General features: G+C 32.1%; 18 protein-coding genes and 1 other annotated feature. Of the genes, 5 read left to right on the forward strand and 13 right to left on the reverse strand.

Features of this window, described 5'->3' with window-relative positions; translation table 11 throughout:
* Nucleotides 1-64 precede the first annotated feature (64 nt).
* Nucleotides 65-352, forward strand: coding sequence for a hypothetical protein (locus tag ACFVRR_RS10695; protein WP_387327973.1), 288 nt, complete (start codon nt 65-67; stop codon nt 350-352).
* Nucleotides 353-412: 60 nt separating this feature from the next.
* On the opposite strand, the gene ACFVRR_RS10700 is transcribed toward ACFVRR_RS10695, so the two are convergent.
* From ACFVRR_RS10700 to ACFVRR_RS10715, 4 genes are all read right to left on the reverse strand, one after another.
* The gene (locus ACFVRR_RS10700; protein ID WP_387327975.1) at nt 413-1738 is read right to left on the reverse strand and encodes a Na+/H+ antiporter NhaC family protein; all 1326 of its coding nucleotides are present in this window, start codon (nt 1736-1738) and stop codon (nt 413-415) included.
* A 155-nt stretch (nt 1739-1893) separates the two neighbouring features.
* On the reverse strand, nt 1894-2568 hold the full coding sequence (locus ACFVRR_RS10705; protein ID WP_387327978.1) for a GNAT family N-acetyltransferase: 675 nt from the start codon (nt 2566-2568) through the stop codon (nt 1894-1896).
* A gap of 57 nt (nt 2569-2625) precedes the next feature.
* Nucleotides 2626-3600, reverse strand: a complete 975-nt coding sequence (locus ACFVRR_RS10710) for an HD domain-containing protein (protein WP_387327981.1) — start codon at nt 3598-3600, stop codon at nt 2626-2628.
* An 18-nt stretch (nt 3601-3618) separates the two neighbouring features.
* Entirely contained in the window at nt 3619-4509 is an 891-nt protein-coding gene (locus ACFVRR_RS10715; protein WP_387327983.1) for a PhzF family phenazine biosynthesis protein, read from the reverse strand.
* Nucleotides 4510-4714: 205 nt separating this feature from the next.
* On the opposite strand from ACFVRR_RS10715, the gene ACFVRR_RS10720 reads away from it, so the two are divergent.
* Nucleotides 4715-5188, forward strand: a complete 474-nt coding sequence (locus tag ACFVRR_RS10720; RefSeq protein ID WP_387327985.1) for a hypothetical protein — start codon at nt 4715-4717, stop codon at nt 5186-5188.
* 76 nt (nt 5189-5264) lie between these two features.
* On the opposite strand, the gene metG is transcribed toward ACFVRR_RS10720, so the two are convergent.
* Nucleotides 5265-6902 (reverse strand): methionine--tRNA ligase, encoded by a 1638-nt coding sequence (metG, locus tag ACFVRR_RS10725; RefSeq protein ID WP_387327988.1) that lies wholly within the window; start codon nt 6900-6902, stop codon nt 5265-5267.
* Nucleotides 6903-6954: 52 nt separating this feature from the next.
* Nucleotides 6955-7228: a binding site (T-box leader), on the reverse strand.
* Nucleotides 7229-7426: 198 nt separating this feature from the next.
* On the opposite strand from metG, the gene ACFVRR_RS10730 reads away from it, so the two are divergent.
* On the forward strand, nt 7427-7900 hold the full coding sequence (locus ACFVRR_RS10730; RefSeq protein WP_387327991.1) for a pentapeptide repeat-containing protein: 474 nt from the start codon (nt 7427-7429) through the stop codon (nt 7898-7900).
* Nucleotides 7901-8040: 140 nt separating this feature from the next.
* Here the strand turns inward: ACFVRR_RS10730 and ACFVRR_RS10735 are convergent, their stop codons facing one another.
* The 8 genes from ACFVRR_RS10735 to ACFVRR_RS10770 all read right to left on the reverse strand — a co-directional run bounded on the left by ACFVRR_RS10735 (nt 8041) and on the right by ACFVRR_RS10770 (nt 14840).
* Nucleotides 8041-8859 (reverse strand): DUF2935 domain-containing protein, encoded by an 819-nt coding sequence (locus ACFVRR_RS10735; protein WP_387327994.1) that lies wholly within the window; start codon nt 8857-8859, stop codon nt 8041-8043.
* A gap of 196 nt (nt 8860-9055) precedes the next feature.
* On the reverse strand, nt 9056-9619 hold the full coding sequence (locus ACFVRR_RS10740; protein WP_387327996.1) for an FAD-dependent oxidoreductase: 564 nt from the start codon (nt 9617-9619) through the stop codon (nt 9056-9058).
* A 97-nt stretch (nt 9620-9716) separates the two neighbouring features.
* Complete coding sequence (locus tag ACFVRR_RS10745) at nt 9717-10091, reverse strand: DoxX family protein (protein ID WP_387327998.1); 375 nt, start codon at nt 10089-10091, stop codon at nt 9717-9719.
* Nucleotides 10092-10352: 261 nt separating this feature from the next.
* A complete protein-coding gene (locus ACFVRR_RS10750) occupies nt 10353-10715 on the reverse strand; it encodes an RrF2 family transcriptional regulator (protein ID WP_387328001.1) in 363 nt (120 codons plus the stop codon).
* Between the two features lie 201 nt (nt 10716-10916).
* Complete coding sequence (locus tag ACFVRR_RS10755) at nt 10917-11693, reverse strand: arylamine N-acetyltransferase family protein (RefSeq protein WP_387328003.1); 777 nt, start codon at nt 11691-11693, stop codon at nt 10917-10919.
* Between the two features lie 114 nt (nt 11694-11807).
* Nucleotides 11808-12224 (reverse strand): GNAT family N-acetyltransferase, encoded by a 417-nt coding sequence (locus ACFVRR_RS10760; protein ID WP_387328005.1) that lies wholly within the window; start codon nt 12222-12224, stop codon nt 11808-11810.
* A 403-nt stretch (nt 12225-12627) separates the two neighbouring features.
* On the reverse strand, nt 12628-13500 hold the full coding sequence (locus ACFVRR_RS10765) for an AraC family transcriptional regulator (RefSeq protein WP_387328008.1): 873 nt from the start codon (nt 13498-13500) through the stop codon (nt 12628-12630).
* A 128-nt stretch (nt 13501-13628) separates the two neighbouring features.
* The gene (locus tag ACFVRR_RS10770; protein WP_387328011.1) at nt 13629-14840 is read right to left on the reverse strand and encodes a multidrug efflux MFS transporter; all 1212 of its coding nucleotides are present in this window, start codon (nt 14838-14840) and stop codon (nt 13629-13631) included.
* A gap of 312 nt (nt 14841-15152) precedes the next feature.
* On the opposite strand from ACFVRR_RS10770, the gene ACFVRR_RS10775 reads away from it, so the two are divergent.
* Complete coding sequence (locus tag ACFVRR_RS10775) at nt 15153-15722, forward strand: TetR/AcrR family transcriptional regulator (protein WP_097979166.1); 570 nt, start codon at nt 15153-15155, stop codon at nt 15720-15722.
* 123 nt (nt 15723-15845) lie between these two features.
* The gene (locus ACFVRR_RS10780; protein WP_387328014.1) at nt 15846-16586 is read left to right on the forward strand and encodes an MBL fold metallo-hydrolase; all 741 of its coding nucleotides are present in this window, start codon (nt 15846-15848) and stop codon (nt 16584-16586) included.
* The last annotated feature ends 73 nt before the right edge of the window (nt 16587-16659 follow it).

A 16659-nucleotide genomic window follows, 5' to 3' on the forward strand; every position in this document is an offset into this window, starting at 1 on the left:
TTAAGTTGGACAAGCCTATGTCTTCAAATAGTAGATATTTTCTATATTTAGGGAGGATTACTGAATGTCAAAATTAATAACGGGTCAAGAACAATCTAGAAGAAAAACTTTCAATTTTAAATCATTCTTTCAACGTTTTACTAAAAACCAAATAATTGATGAAACGCCATCACAACTTTTACATAATGAGTTAAGAAGCTTACAAAAACTTTTAGAGCTAAAAGAAATTAATTTTATTTATGCCGATCCCGAATACATTGATGTTGCTATTATGGAATTAGAAGCTATACGAACAAAATACAGTATAACTGTTAGACAATTAAAGGAAATACAGTCTGCTAGTGCTGTATGAAAAAAAGAGATAAATAGCATATTAGCTATTTATCTCTTTTTCTAATTTTTTACCCTTGCATTAAGAACTGACCTCATACTTCGTTTCGTAAGTCTTAACTTTTTTAAATACATTGATGAAAATCGTTAAGCACGGAAGAAGCCATAAGAATATTGCATAAGGTAAATACTCGTGTAACTTCATATTAATGACTGTACTACTCATGATTGCAAGAACATTCCAAGGGATCATTGCTGGAAATAATAAAGTTGTATCCGCCATTAACCGAGCCAATTCTTCTTTGTTATATTTATTTGACCAATGCACTAAAAAAGATCGCCCTGTTAAAATAATAGGCATCGTTTGGTTACCTGCTATTACGCATATAACAGCTGTTGCACCAATTGTTTTTAAAGAATCCGATAGCATTGAAGTTGAAGTTTGAAGCCATTTATCCAACATCGGCTGAATGATATTAAGCTCCTCCAATAACGCATTATAAATTCCTGCTACAGCAATAAACAATAACAAGCTATACATATGACTTAGCCCTCCACCAAGTCCATTAATTCCGTGCCAAAAAGAATTTACAATTTTACTAAAAGAAGTGCCATTAAACAAAGCTATTAAACTTCCAGACAAAATACTAATGACATACGAGTAAATAATATTGATTCGAAATAAAACAAGTACAACTAATAAAATCGGAGGAATAAATTGAATGAATGAAATATCCTTATTGCTCACGATTTCATGATGTGTCTGGGTAATTCCTTGCGCAAACTGTAAATCCATTACGCTAAAAAATATGATTGTTACGATTACAGCAGTAATGGATGTAAAAAGCATCGCTTTACCTTGTTTTTTGACAGTTGTTTCAAGAATATTAGCTAAAAGTTGATGTGCGCTTGAAAAAGGTGATGTTCGATCACCAACAAATGCACCCGAAATAACCGCTCCAGCCGATATTTCCACAGGTATATGTAGTAATATGGCACTACTAATAAGAGGAACTCCTAAGGCACTTAATGTTCCAATCGACGAACCCAAAATCATTGAAAAAATCATCGTGGTTAGAAAACAAAACACAAAAAAATGATGTGGATTTATTGCCTGTAAAGTAATCGAAACCATCGATGTTATCGTTCCTGATAAATACCAAGATGGAAGTAAAAAGCTAATTAAAAATAAGATAAAGAGAACAATTTTAACTTTTCCCATCCCTTGATAGCTTAACTTCATAATATTTCTAACTTCATATCCTCTTTTTAAACTTAATACGATTAAAAAAATTAATCCTGGTAAAATTCCAAATACGAGAGAGATATGTAATATGACGGAACTAATAATTCCAGTCAAAGTTACTAATATTAGGAAACTTGCCTGTTTAACTGAAAATTGATCCATCTATTCCCCTTCTTTCAAACAGATTTATTACATTAAATTGATTAAATATCATTCATAATTATATTAGCTTTCAATTAATAATACACTTATATTTCAATTAAAAAGCACTACTTCAATATAAGAAGTAATGCTTTTGCACTAAAATACTGATGCTTTTAACTAAAATGTAAATCCGTTCCATATTGAACTAATTTTAATTTTCGTGCGATTCCCTGCGATGCATAATTATCCCAAGATGTACTGTAAAAAGCAGTTCGTCCTTGGCTTTGGATGTCCGCAGCCCAAGCATTTGAAACGATTAATCCATACTCTTTTCCACGAAAATCCTCGAGTGTATATACACTTGCTTCGGCAGCTTCAGCTGATTGTCTGGCACTACAGCAAATCGACACAGCTATGTCATTTTCAATAATTGCATAACATGGTTCTTTAAATTCTAGCTCCTCATATGTATAAGGGAAGTTTGGTAATAAAAATTGTTTATTTGCCTGGGTAATTTTTATTGCTTTCGATGATGCTTTGCCAACTGTTTGAAATACATATGCCGGCCCCATCCATAAACTTTCAATCTGATGAGTTTTACTTAAAATCTGCATGATATTTACTATAGGTATACTATAGTTCGAATCTAAGGCATTCTCTAATTCAATTACTTCTTCATTTTTAAGACTATCTAAAAACCTTTTCTCATTTCCCATTTTGGTGCTTCCTATATAAAACCGTGGTGCTTTTGTATATGGTGGTTCATTTATTTGTGTTATTTTTCCAACTTCATCGTGTTTAAATAATACGTTAATATGCATTTCCATAAGTTCTATCTCTGATTTCAAAAAGACTCCCCCTGGCTCCAAACTTGTTAATTTACATACTTCAAATTTCTTTATACTCTATCTTTTAATTTTTACAAATGTTCCTTTTTCAGACTTTTCTATTGCAATCTTATTCATTTTAGCTATATTGTCTGATAAAAGAGATGCTTGTTGGACAGTTGTTTCGTCTAATGATACAGGCACATCGATAATCCTTCTTTTAGCTTTTCGATGAATATCATAATCCTGATCATTTTCTTCGAGCACAACTTTTGCATATAAACTGTTTACTAACTCTTGTATTTCTTGATCATTGCTTTCTTGAATTAATGTCATTAACTGCATATCGTCTAATAATAAATCGTTTAACTTAATAATATCTTTTTGTAATGCCAGTTTAATAATCTTTGCAAGTGAATCATATGAATAAATACTGATCGGACCTAAAAAATAATCAATAGTAAGTTTATAATAAATCACTGTAAACCACTCCGCTATTTCAATAGAGTTTACACAGATTTCTCCATTTACAATAACTAATGAATTTAAAAATGCTTCAATTTCTTTTTTAGGTGTTCCAAAATATGTATGCATATCTCTTAATGTATAATCTATTCGATCTGCACATAGCTTCGGAAGCTCTTTTTCAAGTATATTCCATTTATCTATATCAAAAATTTCTTTCATATCGATATGATATTTTTTAAGTATAGAAGGAATCTCCGAATCTAAAATTACTTTTTCAAAGATTGTTTCATGGTAATTTTCTTCCCTATTATCAAAAACAAAATCAATAACATGGGAAAATGCCGTGTGAGAAACATCATGTAATAAACCAGCTATTTGTTCCTTGACCGAACCCCCTAACCTTTTTATTAACAACATAACGCCAATAGAATGGTCATATCGGGTACCATTAAAATGCTGATCCACTAAAAAGGTAGCACCAGCTTGATGAATTCTTTTTAACCGTTGAATTGGTTTTGTATCGATTAATTCAACAAGAACTTGATCAATATTGTATTGTCCGTATAGCCTATCGCTCAAAAACATAGTGTACTCCATTTCACTTTATATTTGAATTTCCATTTCCTTAACATAAACAGCATTTCCAGTAATTTCTATATCATAAGTCGAATTTACTCTTTTTACATTTACTTTTACACGTCCATCTTTTTGAATTTCAGTTCCTTGCTCAACAACTAATTCAATTGCATCATTAACATCATTATTAATATACTTAGCATAATAAGCTCCTAAAATCCCAGAGGCAGTGCCTGTAACCGGATCTTCAACCGTTCCAGAAAATGCCGAGGAAAAATGGCGAGCATGAAAATCTGCACTCGAATCGTATGTTTCTAAGCAAAATGGATGAACGGATGCTTTTGGTATTTCCATCAAAATACTGGGAAAAAGTAGATTATTAGGTTTCATCTTTTCAAATGAAGATATTTTTTTTATCGGTAAAAGTAAATTCCAGGCACCTGTACTTCCATAAAGAGTTGGTAGACTTTTATCGATTTCTTCTACACTAAGACCAATTGCGGACGCTACATCATCAACTGAGCCCTTAAACTCTACAAATTCTGGTGTTTTTTGTTTCATCGTTATGAAGATTTCATTATTTGAATTATGAATTTTGATTGGCAAAATCCCAGCCTTTGTTTCAATTGTTAACTCACTTTTAAACTCAAATTCCCCTCTAGTGACCAAAGCATATATTACTGCCATTGTCCCGTGACCACATAAATCCATTTCATGTCCTGGTGTAAAATAACGAATTTTATGATCAGCAATCTTTGAATTTAATAGAAATGAAGTTTCATTAAATCCCACTTGTTTCGCAATATCCTGCATTTCATAATCAGTCAAAGAATCGCTATCTAAAACGACTCCAGCTGGATTTCCTTTATTGGGTTCTTTACTAAAAGCATCGTAATGGTAAACAGTAATATTTTTCATTTTCTCACCTCATTTAGTTTTTTATATCTACTCTAATTTTTATGAGATTGCTAGAATAGTGCTTATATTCAATCATTTTACAATATACATTATTAAACAGGTTAAATAAAACGATTACATTTTCATATGATTTTACATTTTTCCAATATTTTTAATTTGAAAGTTTGATAAAATAATAATTATCATTAAAATTTTGGAGGAAAATATGTCATTATTCATAACAGCTTTGGGAGGAAAACTTTTACTATGCTTGGCCTTTACCTTAATCTGTTTCTTAATTGCATGGCCAGTCGGATTATATTTCCGATACAAGGATGCACAGAAAATGAAAGAAGTATTACGCGACCAACCAATCAATCGACGCAATTACTGGCTTAAACAATTCTTAAAATTAAGTGTATCAATAATAGTTTTATATTTTATATCATTTTTAATTGCACTTTATTTTAATATGTCATTTTCATCTACTGCACCGTTTGTCGGTCTATTTGCTCTATTACTCATGCTTTATATTAAATTTGCCCCACGTACAACAGGTGAAGCAACACCTGATATTGGTGGATGGCATACAACATCTGTAATCATCGATCCTGATGAATATTTCACTTCAACAGGAGCAACCATTATTTTTGGATCTTTTATCTTTACAGCCTTTGAATTTATAAGCGTTCTATATTAAAATCTTTAGCAATTATTTTATATTTTTTAATAAGAAAAGCATTAATGATCAGACTGATTATTAATGCTTTCTTTTATTAATTTTTCGATTGGTTAGTTAACTGCTCTAATTCTTCCTCTATTCTACCTACATCAATTCTTTCAAAAAGAGGCTTTACTTCGTTGATTTTTACTAAAACTGGATATATTTCCTTCCATTCAAAGTTTGGTAAATTTAGCATTTCTTTTATTTCATTACTCGAAAAAGGCAGGATTGGATGTAAGATTTGCGCCAGGTTGGCAATAGCATAGACACAACTCACCATCGTGTTATGACATTCGATCAAATTCTCCTTAACTTGTTTCCAAGGCGCTGCTTCATCAAAATATTTATTTGCAGAACGAATAAATTCAAATACTTCCTCCACGGCCTTTTTGAAATTAGCCGATTCAATCTGTGAACCAACAGACTTATAAAGCCCTTTAATATCAAATCTAATTGATTGTTCAATTTCCCCTTCTGGGACTACACCATAATAGTACTTTTCAAGAAACTTTAATGTGCGGTTTACAAAATTCCCATATGCGCCTAATAGCTCACTATTATGACTAAAAATAAATTCCCTCCAAGAAAAATCAGTATCCCTATTTTCTGGAGCATTTATTGTTAAAAAATATCGGATTGAATCAGGATGATATTTTTCGATTAAATATGGTACCCATACAGCCCAGTTTTTACTAGTGGACAGTTTTTTCTTCTCAAGCGTCAAATATTCATTTGAAACAATATGAGTTGGAAGTGCCTCTTTTTTTAAACCAATTAAAATAGATGGCCAAATAATTGAATGAAACGGTATATTGTCTTTACCATGAATATAATATGAAATTGTTTCTTTTTGCCAAAAGCTGGTGACATCTTGATTCGTGCTAAGTGCCCATTGTTTACTTGCCGAATAATAACCAGATACTGCTTCAATCCACACATAAATTTTCTTCTTTTCGTACCCTTTTACTGGCACGCTTACTCCATTTGGCAAATCCCTTGATACTGCTCGGTCATGTAGCCCTTCATTTAAATATCGTTCTGTTAATTGGATCGCATTCGAACGCCAGCATCCACTCATTTTAGCAAAATCAACATATTCCTTTAGCTCATCTTGTAACTTGCTTAATGAAAAATAAAAGTGCTCTGTGTTTTTTACGGATGGAGGATTTCCACATAACTTACATGTTTTATTTAATAAATCTAAAGGATCTAAAATAGCAGAGCAATAATCACACTGATCTCCACGCGCATGTTGACCACAATTTGGACAATTTCCTTCTACATAACGATCTGGTAAAAATTGTTCAAATTCTTCACAATAACATTGTTCAATTTCTTTTTTATAAATTAACCCATTTTGTAATAAAGTTAAGAAAATTTCTTGTACAGTATGATGATGATGCTGTGCGTCTGTCCTTGTATAAAAATCATAGGTAAATCCTAATTTCTTAAAGTTATCCTCAAATTCAAGGTGGTAACGATCTGCAATTTCTTTATAAGTTACATTTTCTTGTTTTGCTTTAATAGCAATAGGTGTCCCATTACAGTCACTTCCTGAAACGTATAATACATTCGCTTTTTTCAAACGAAAATATCGAGCTAGAATATCACCTGGCAGTAAAGCTGCAATATGCCCCAAATGTAATGAACCATTTGCATAAGGCCAAGCTCCTCCAATAAAAATATCCATTCCAATTCCTCCTAATTTATAAATGCAAAAAACCTCGCCCCTATCTATAAAAGATAAGGACGAGGTTTAATATCCACGTGGTACCACCTTAGTTCACAAAGTATTTGCATACATTTGTCTTTGCAAGTACGAAAAGCATAAAAATGCTTATATACTGTGACTTTGGTAACAAGTGCCAACTCTTGTCGTAGCCTACTAATATGAAATATACGTTCAGTACGAAGCTCCGAGGCCATTGTTCAAATAAGTATTCATGCTTCTTTTCAGCTACCGAAGCTCTCTGTAAAAAATAACATTATTCTACTTTTCCTCTTCATTGCTTTTATTCAAATGTTAAAAAGATTTTATAAAAAAGATATTGAAAAGTCAAACTATTTCAAAACGATTATAGATTTTTATATAGTATGATTACAAAATAAAAGTTGATTCAACTATTTGTCGAAATTAAAAATGAATAAGAGTGAAGGGATTCTCAGGAACTAAGTTAAATATATTCAATTATCAAAGCTTTAGGAGGAGATGTAATGTCAAATTGGAAGACTGCATTATTTGAGTTACAAAAAACAGATATGTCTTTTTCAACTTTTAATGAAGTAAGAGCTGATAATTTAGACTTTAATAATGTAAGCTTGGCAAATTCGAAATTTACAAATGCAAACATGAGAAATCTGGAATTAAATGACGTGAATTTATTCGGAACTCGAATTTCAGATGTTAATTTGTCTAATACAAAAATAACAAATGGTAATTTAAGAGACTTAATAATTGATCATGTTCATTTAGCTGGAACAAGCTTCCGCAATATTGTCATTCCGGATGATTTAAATATTGACGATCACGCTAATTCTATTAAATTTGAGAATTGCTATTTAACAAATAGTCAGTTTACGGACTGTGATTTAAGTCATGTCGAAATCATAAATTGCAATTTATCAGGATTGAAAATTAATGGCATTTTAGTTGAAGATTTGTTAAAGAGTTATAGTGAGAGGAAATAATTTCTACATAAAAAGTATGTTATCAATTATTTAAACCCTTTTCTACCTATGTACTTATGCTACCCATTTCAATGCGCTATAAAAAAAGAATCTTTAATCAGATTCTTTTTTCGTGTCTATTTTGGTAACTTGCGTTGTTCTTAGTGGTCGTCCAGTACAATATTCCTATTCCCTGTTCCTGTTAACTGTGCTTCAAACGCGTCAATTATATGCAAAAATCGCTCTGCTTCTCTAAATACATGATCTGCAAGCAGTGGGTGAATGATACTTTTAATTCTACAAGCTTCTATTAGGTCGCGAGCTGTCTTCTTAAAATCTCTAAGTGATTTTACCGATACACGGTTTTCATCAAGGAATTGGTCAAGAATCGGAACTGTTTCCGATTGTGGCCTCATTGATTCTAAATCTACGGCTTGGTATAGAAGTTGATCAAAATCATGGCTAAATTCCCTCGCTTGATCTACTAGTTTTCTTTCTGATGGATCTAATAAATGTCCGATAAATTTTGCATGGTCTGCCATAATTCTTAAAAAGAAAACATTTTCCTGGATAATTGCAGCAGGTAGCGGTTGGAGTTGACCATTATTTAATTCAGTCAAGCGATTTGCAAAATAGGCTGCTTCTCTACTTGTATGGTCAACTAATAATGGAAAGTTATTGCCCGTTATTTTACAAGTAAGGAGTAAGTTAAGGATTTTCCGCTTATAGGCCCAAATCATGGAAGCTGCTTGATGAACCTCATTGTTAAACTGTTTAATTTGCTGAGGATCCGTTTGAAGCGAAAATGATTGGGCTTTATTTCCTATTGCTTCAAAAACTTGATAAAATTGGTCTGCCTCTTGAATTAACTCAGTATCATCACAATTAAAGCCTAATTTAAGAAAGAGTGAATGCTCTTTCATAATCCTTGACCAAAACAGAATTTCATCTAAAGAACGTGCTATAAATGCATCCGACAATCGGCCCCCTCCTAACATGATTCATTTCACTTTCTAATATATTGATGAAAAAATGAATTATTACAGATACATCTTTATTAAGTAGATTAGCTATAAGTCTACTAAAATTTAATATTAGTTTATAAAAAAAGCATTACTTCGATAGAAGTAATGCTCTTTGATAGAAGTAATGCTAAATTATTTATTTAATCATAGACTATGATTTCAAAACATCGTGATCAACATATCGTTTCCCATCTAATTGACTAATAACATTAATCGCAACTTTTGCTCCATCACCCGCTGTAATAATCGTATGAACACTTGTTCCTGCAACAGTTCCCGCTGCCCATACTCCTTCTATATTTGTTTTACCAGTCGAATCTACATCAAGTATGGTCTTTATGCGAGGTTCTGTTCCAGCTTTTGTTTTTAGTCCCACATTTTCAGCTAAATCCACACTTAAGCCTGTAGCTAAAATCACTTGATTAGCTTCATAAGTTGCTGTTTCGGTTTCAATATTGAAGCCATTTTCTGTACTTACAATGTTACCTACAGTACCTTGGATCATTTCAGCTCCAAATTTTCTAAACTGATTTTTTCCTGTTTCTATTAAATCTGGACCTGTAATTTCTGAAACCCCATAATGATTTTCAATCCAAGCTTTTTTCGTTATACTCTTGTCGTTGTCTAAAACTAGAGTTTTTTTACCAGCTTTTGCTGCAAATAAAGCAGCACTTGCTCCCGCCGGTCCGGCGCCGATAATTACGATATCATACATTATTAAAATCGCTCCTTTTTACATATAAGATTGATTTAAGTACTGTCATTATTATTCTGTCGTCGCCTTATTAATCCCTGCATATATTGATTGCAAATTAATTAAATCCCGGGAAACTTGAGAGATCGGAATAATTAATCCATAATAGTACAAACGCAATAATACCTAATAATAATATTGTAAAAGTTTGTTTAAACGAATCCTTAACACGGATATGTGATATTATTCCACCGATTGCCACAACTCCTAATAATAAACCACCCGCTGGAACCCAACTTTCTTCCCAAAATCCAATAATAAGTGAAACAGCACCAACCAATTCTACTAATCCAGTAATTACTCTGAACCATTGTGCTAATTTCAAGTGATTAAAACTTTCAACACTCGTTTTTGAACCAAAAACTTTACCTAAACCAGCAATTAAAAACATAAGAGCTAATAAAATTTGCAAGATAATTGATAAAATATCCATTTTTTTATCACCCCTTTACTAATATATATGCAATTGAAAAAAGCACATATTACTACAAAAGTAACTATTCAATCTAAATTTTGATTAGAATGTTTTATTAAATAAGTCATGTCTTGTTGATTTCAACTAAGGATACTCGCTATAGCATGAGCTGGGCTTCCACCTTTCTGCTGGGTCTTTAGTCTACCCAAAATAAAAAAGCAGTGTTACCTGCTTATTTAGTACTTTTAATTCCTTATTAAGTTAGTAAACTAAATTTAATCATTTAAAAAAATCAATTCGATTCATAACATCTTCAATTGTAAATTGCTTTAAATAATCTAAAGCCTGGCGTTCCGCTTCAAATAGTATTCTTTCTATTTCTAAATCTAGCTGTTCTGCAGCTTCACCACAGTCAACTGACATTTCTTGTTCTATGGGACCTCTATTAACAGCAGTATAGATTTCACCTAAGGTAATTGAATCAATCGCCTTTTTTAAAATATAACCACCTTCACGGCCACCTTTGGATTCTACAATACCTGCTGAGGTTAAAGATTGCATTACTCTTCGCATGAATGTCGCATGAGAATCCACTTGCTCTGCAATCATTGCGCTTGATAACATTCCAGCACTATTTGCCAACTAAACTATTGCATGAACTGCTATTTTAAAACGAGGTGGACCAATATTGACACCTCTGTTTGCACTACTCATTGCTTTTCACTCCTAAAATTACTTGGTTGATTACTTATTAAGCAAATGATAGAACATTAAATTTTCATAGGCAATAGAATGGTTAGATTATTTAGATGTTTACTAATAAATCGTAAATCTATTTTTTTATTAGAGACCAAAATGTTGCTTAGCTAATTCCTTATATTTCATTTCATCAAGATCCTCTTTCGTAACTACACCGTTAACCCATTGTGTAAAAGAAGTATTCGTTAAAGTTTTATTCCCCTCATTTGTCAGTTGAGTCATTAAAGGGTTTTTATTAAATGGAGACTCCTTGTGCTCAGCAATAATTGTTTGAATCTCATTAAATTCGGAGACATCTGAAATGATATCGCGTGAATCAAATGCATAACCAATTCTCCAATCGGGATCTTTATGTTTTAGTTTTAACATTAATACATAATCCCCGAATTCTGTGTCTTCTTCTTTAATTCGAAACTCACCATTACTAGAAGTAATTATCTCACCGGATAAGGGAACTGCTTTTAAAGGAAGATTCGCCCCAAATCCAGTATCAATTAAGTATGTTTCTTCATTTTGTGTTAATAGGATTGTGACATGTGTTCTTCCAAAAGTAGGATATTTTTGAGCTATATTGTCATAAACAACTCCTCTTACTAACCTCACGTTAAACCCATTTTCAAGAAGAAATAAATAAAGTATTGAATTCAATTCATAACAGAGACCACCTTCATTTTTCACTAATAATTTACTAATTAAATTTTCTCGGTTGATCTCATTCGTTTTATTTCCTATAATACAAAGATTTTCAAAAGGGATATTTTTAGCAGTTTTTTCAAGAACGTCATTTACATTATTAAAGTTAATCACTTCATTATCACGTAATCCGATTCTTTTTCGAAACAATAAATTAAGCTCGCTCATTATTGATTCCTCCAGTCACATCAAACTTTTAATTAATCATACCATTTAAGTTTATTAGCTAAAAAAAATAAGCTGCAAAAGCAACTTCATGTTGTTAAAAGTTTAGATTGTCTCTTATAATTTTTTTTCAAAATAATATTGATTATACCCTTTTGGATGATTCTCAATTAATCCAAATACTTTAAAACCATGTTTCTTATAAAATTTTGGAGCTTGAAAACTAAAAGTATCTACTTTAATAAAGCGACATCCATTTTCGATTGCAAATTCTTCCATTTGATTGATTAGCTGACTACCAAAACCTGCATGTCTATATTCCTCTGACACCCATAAGAAGTCTATCGATAAATGGTGCCAATACATCCTCCCTGTAATTCCACCTACTATTTCCTCTTGATCATTTCTAACGACAAAGCTTATATTTTCCGACGGTGCTTTCCTCTCATCAGGAAGGTTTTTAGCATTAAATTCAATTACTTTTTTTCTAATAAAATCACTATCCTCTTGTACCCATTGTTTTACTATTTTCATTTTTAATTCTCCTACTTTAGTATTCGACTTATAGCATCTCTTAATTAATAGTACATTCTCTAAATAACGCTATTTTCCTTTTAAATTCATTCTTAACCAAGAATCTAACTGAATAAGTTATAAACAAAAAAACCTTCAATAATAAGAAGGTTTTAATCTAAATCTTATGGTATAATCTTCCAAAAGGAGTGAAATTAATATGCATAACATGCTTTTTTCTCTATTTTCAATCATACCGATTTTATTTTACATAGCACCATTTGTTTTTATGATTTGGTTTCTTTTAAAATTCCTAAAAATTCAACAAGAGAAGAATCAAATACTTAAAAGTATTTCAGATAAACTAGATCACTTTAATAACAATCATTCAGAAACCTGAAAGAGCATATGTCTCTTTCTTTTTTTATTTTTTAGAGACTGGAATCCATATTTCGCTCTTAAAAGTTGGTGATGTGACGTCTTTCTGTTCATTCCACAATATTTCGGGACCTTCTACTTGATGGTAATTAGAAGATGGAAACCATTCCGAATAAATTCTTCCCCAGACTTCTTGCAATGCATCTGGAAATTTTCCAATTGCTTCGAATACTGCCCATGTAAATGCAGGAACTTCAAGTTGAATGAACTCATTTGGACAGTCATTTGTAGTGGCAACACCAATATAATGATCAAGCTCTCCTTTTTCTTCCATTCTACCTTCAGAAAAATTTGTTGATGCACTAATTATGCCATTCGGTTCAACATTGGAGAGTTCTTTTAGTTTCGTTATCTTTTCCATCGTTAAAGTTTTCCACATGGATGCAATTTCCGGATTAACTCCATTAAAAATAATCGGAACTCTCTTTTTTATCCCTACGATTCGAAATTCCTCTTTTTCTTCAATACGATAGTTCATTTCATTTCCCCCTTTAATTGATAATTGGAAGGTCATTCGTGGAAATGCTTTGAGCGAATTGCCGTTATTTCTAGCTTCTGACGGCGTAATTCCATGCAAGTTTTGAAAGGCTCTCGTAAAGGAATCCGGAGAATTGTATCCGTATTTTAAAGCAATATCAATTACTTTCTTGTTATGATCTTTAAGTTCAAATGCAGAGGCGGTAAGACGGCGGCGGCGTATATATTCTGAAAGGGAAATTCCAGCAAGAAACGAAAACATTCTTTTAAAGTGATACTCAGAACAAAAAGCCCGTCTAGAAAGCTCTTTATAGTCGATCTCACTTGTCAGATTTTCTTCAATATATACTAGAGCATCATTCATATTCTTTAACAAATCCATTTTATAACCTCCTTCATCAATAGAATAACAGGAACGAAATTAACCAATCCGACATTTCTTGCTAAGTTATGTAGGGTACTATTATTAAAGGGAGCAACATTAAGTAGCTCCCCCAAAATTATAACTTTTTAGATCGATAATTTAAAATCTTCTTTTACTTTCAATTTCTTATTAACCTTAACATAAACCAAAATTGCATTAAGTAGCAATAATGCACTTGTAACAAAAAATACGTATTTTACACCTAAATATGCTCCAATTTGCCCACCTAAAATGGAACCGACAAATACACCTAAATATCCTGCTGACATATTAAATCCAAATACTCGGCCGGTAATGGCATCGGGTGTAATTCGTTTAACTAATGTATTAACAGCTGGAGTTAAGCCCGCCGTTGCCAAACCTAAAATAAATCGTAGTCCCATCAATTCCCAAGCGTTTTTTACAAATGCTTGGGGAATAACCATCAGACCTGAAACAATTAGTGCAACGAATATAACTTTATGTGGACCAATTCGATCTGAAATCTTACCTAATCTCGGAGCGGCAATAATGCTGGCCAAGCCTGATGCTGAAAAAGCCATACCCGCTAACAATGCAACATGTGTAGAATGAGCAGATAGCTGAGAAATATAGACAGTAATTACCGGTTCAATCGAATAAAGCGCTATTGTTAAAACAAAAAAAGTAATGAACATAGTAATCATTAAGCTTTTATCTGGAATAATACTCCATATTTCCTTAAACTTGAGCACTTTTTTATCTTGGCGAGTAAATGATTCTTTTACAAATAATGCAGTTGTAACAAACGCAACCATCATGAGTCCACCAGTTAGAAAAAACACATTTTGTAAGCCTACAGTCTCTCCAATATAACCTCCAATCATCGGACCAAGTAATGAACCTGCTATACTTGCAGTTGAAAGTGTACCTAATGCCGATCCCGCATGCTCTTTATCTGTTTGCGTTGCGATTAAAGTTGTACAAGCTGTACCGTAACCGGTAATGACACCTTGTAAAAGTCTTAAACCAATTAAAACATAGACATTATGTGCAAAACCCATACAAAAAATGATAATTGACATACCAAGACTTGCTCTTAGCAGCATTGGTTTTCGTCCAAACTTATCGGCTGCCAAACCCCAAATAGGGGAAAAAATGGCTGAAATAATAAAAGTTACCCCAAAAGCAATACCTGAAAATTGACTAATTAATGCAGAATTATGAACACCAAGTTTATCAATATATAGGGGTAATACCGGACCAAGTTGGCTCATTCCAATACTTGTTACAAACATTCCGAACCAGCAAACAATCAAATTTCTTTTCCACAATAACATCGCTTCCCCCTCCTTTTTGATAAAAATAAAATCACTATAAAAAAATCTCGAGAATGAGACAAATAAAAATAACAATAAGTTTCTAGTATACATATAACACTAAACTATATTTTATAGTTTGTAAATTACATTATATAGTTTACTAACTATCATTAGAAGTGTTAAACTATTTTCAGTAAATATAGTCTCTCTTTAAAAATACTTTGTATTTAGGTATTGTATCTTTAAGGACATTAGTTGATTGGCAGTAGAAATCTGCCTATATATTCTTTAAAAAAACAATTTACCTAAACATGAGACGGGAGCAAAAAAATGGTTCAAAAAAGAAATTTAACAAAAGAAAAAATTATTGAAGTAGCTTTTTCATTGGCTAATGAAATCGGACTTAATCAAGTTACTTTTCCAAAAATTGCAGAGAAGCTAGATATTAAATATCCATCTTTATATAACCATTTTGCGAATATGGACGATTTAAAATTGAAAATGACGATTTCACTTTTAAATAAATTAAATTCGACTTTAATGCAACGATTAGTCGGTAAAAGTGGAGAACAAGCGATTAGAGAAATTGCTTATGTATACCGTGATTTTGCATTTGATAATAGAACTGGTTATGGACTTTTTATGAATATCCCGAGTACAGAAAATGATGATGTTAAACGACTTGCTAGAGAAACAACTGGAATTATTCATCAAATTCTAAAATTTTATATTACGGACCCTACTTTATTAATTCATCAAGGCCGAGCATTAAGAAGCATTTTACACGGATTTGTCTCGATGAATTTCCTTGGATATTTCCAACATCCAGTAAATGTAGATGACAGCTTTGACGTTATGATTGATGACTTTATTTCTTCTGTTTCAAAAACGCAAAAGTAAAATAAGTTTTTAGCAAAAAAAATGTGAACACTAAATTAGGCAACTTTCCTTAGATGTCTAGTTTAGTGCTCACATATAACAAGGGGAGGTGTAGTAAAGGCAATAAATGCTTTTACCACTTAAATGAAAATAGCTAAAGGTATTGAAACAATTGAATTAGAAATGAACTTTACAGGACAGGTAAATATTATTCACCCAACATTACTTTGGGATGAACAAGAAGTGATCTTGGTAGATACAGGAATGCCAGGGCAAACTGGGGATATTCGTGAAGCGATTGAAAAAGCGGGATTGAAATTTAACAAGCTGTCTAAAATCATCCTTACACATCAAGATATTGATCATATCGGGAGCCTTGCTGAGCTTTTAAAAACTGCTGATCAAGAAATTGAAGTGCTAGCACATAAAGAAGACAAGCCATATATTGAAGGCGATAAAGCTTTAATCAAAGTAAATCCAGAGCGAATCGCAAAAATGATGGAATCTGTTCCTGAAGAAATAGGAAAAAAAATAAAAGCAATCTATAATACACCACTAAATGCTAAAGTTAATACAACTTTATCTGACGAAGAAGTTTTACCATATGCTGGTGGAATCACTGTGATTTTTACACCTGGACATACTCCTGGTCACATTTGTTTATATCATCAACAAAGCAAAACTTTAATCGCAGGTGATGCTGTTGTCGCGGCTGATGGCGTAATTATGGGGCCAAATCCAAATGCCACACCTGATATGGAAACAGCTCTTTTATCCATTAAACAATTAACAAAATATGATATCGAAACAATCATTTGTTACCATGGCGGAGTTGTAAATGAAAATGTAAATGAACAGCTTTTAGCATTGGCTAACAATCAATAATTTAATGCAGTATATTTGGGCACCAAATAAGGTGCCCTTTAGTGTATGTGTGACAAAGTACAAAAAACTTAAG

The sequence above is a fragment of the Gottfriedia sp. NPDC057948 genome (assembly GCF_042887255.1).
GTDB lineage: Bacteria > Bacillota > Bacilli > Bacillales > Bacillaceae_G > Gottfriedia.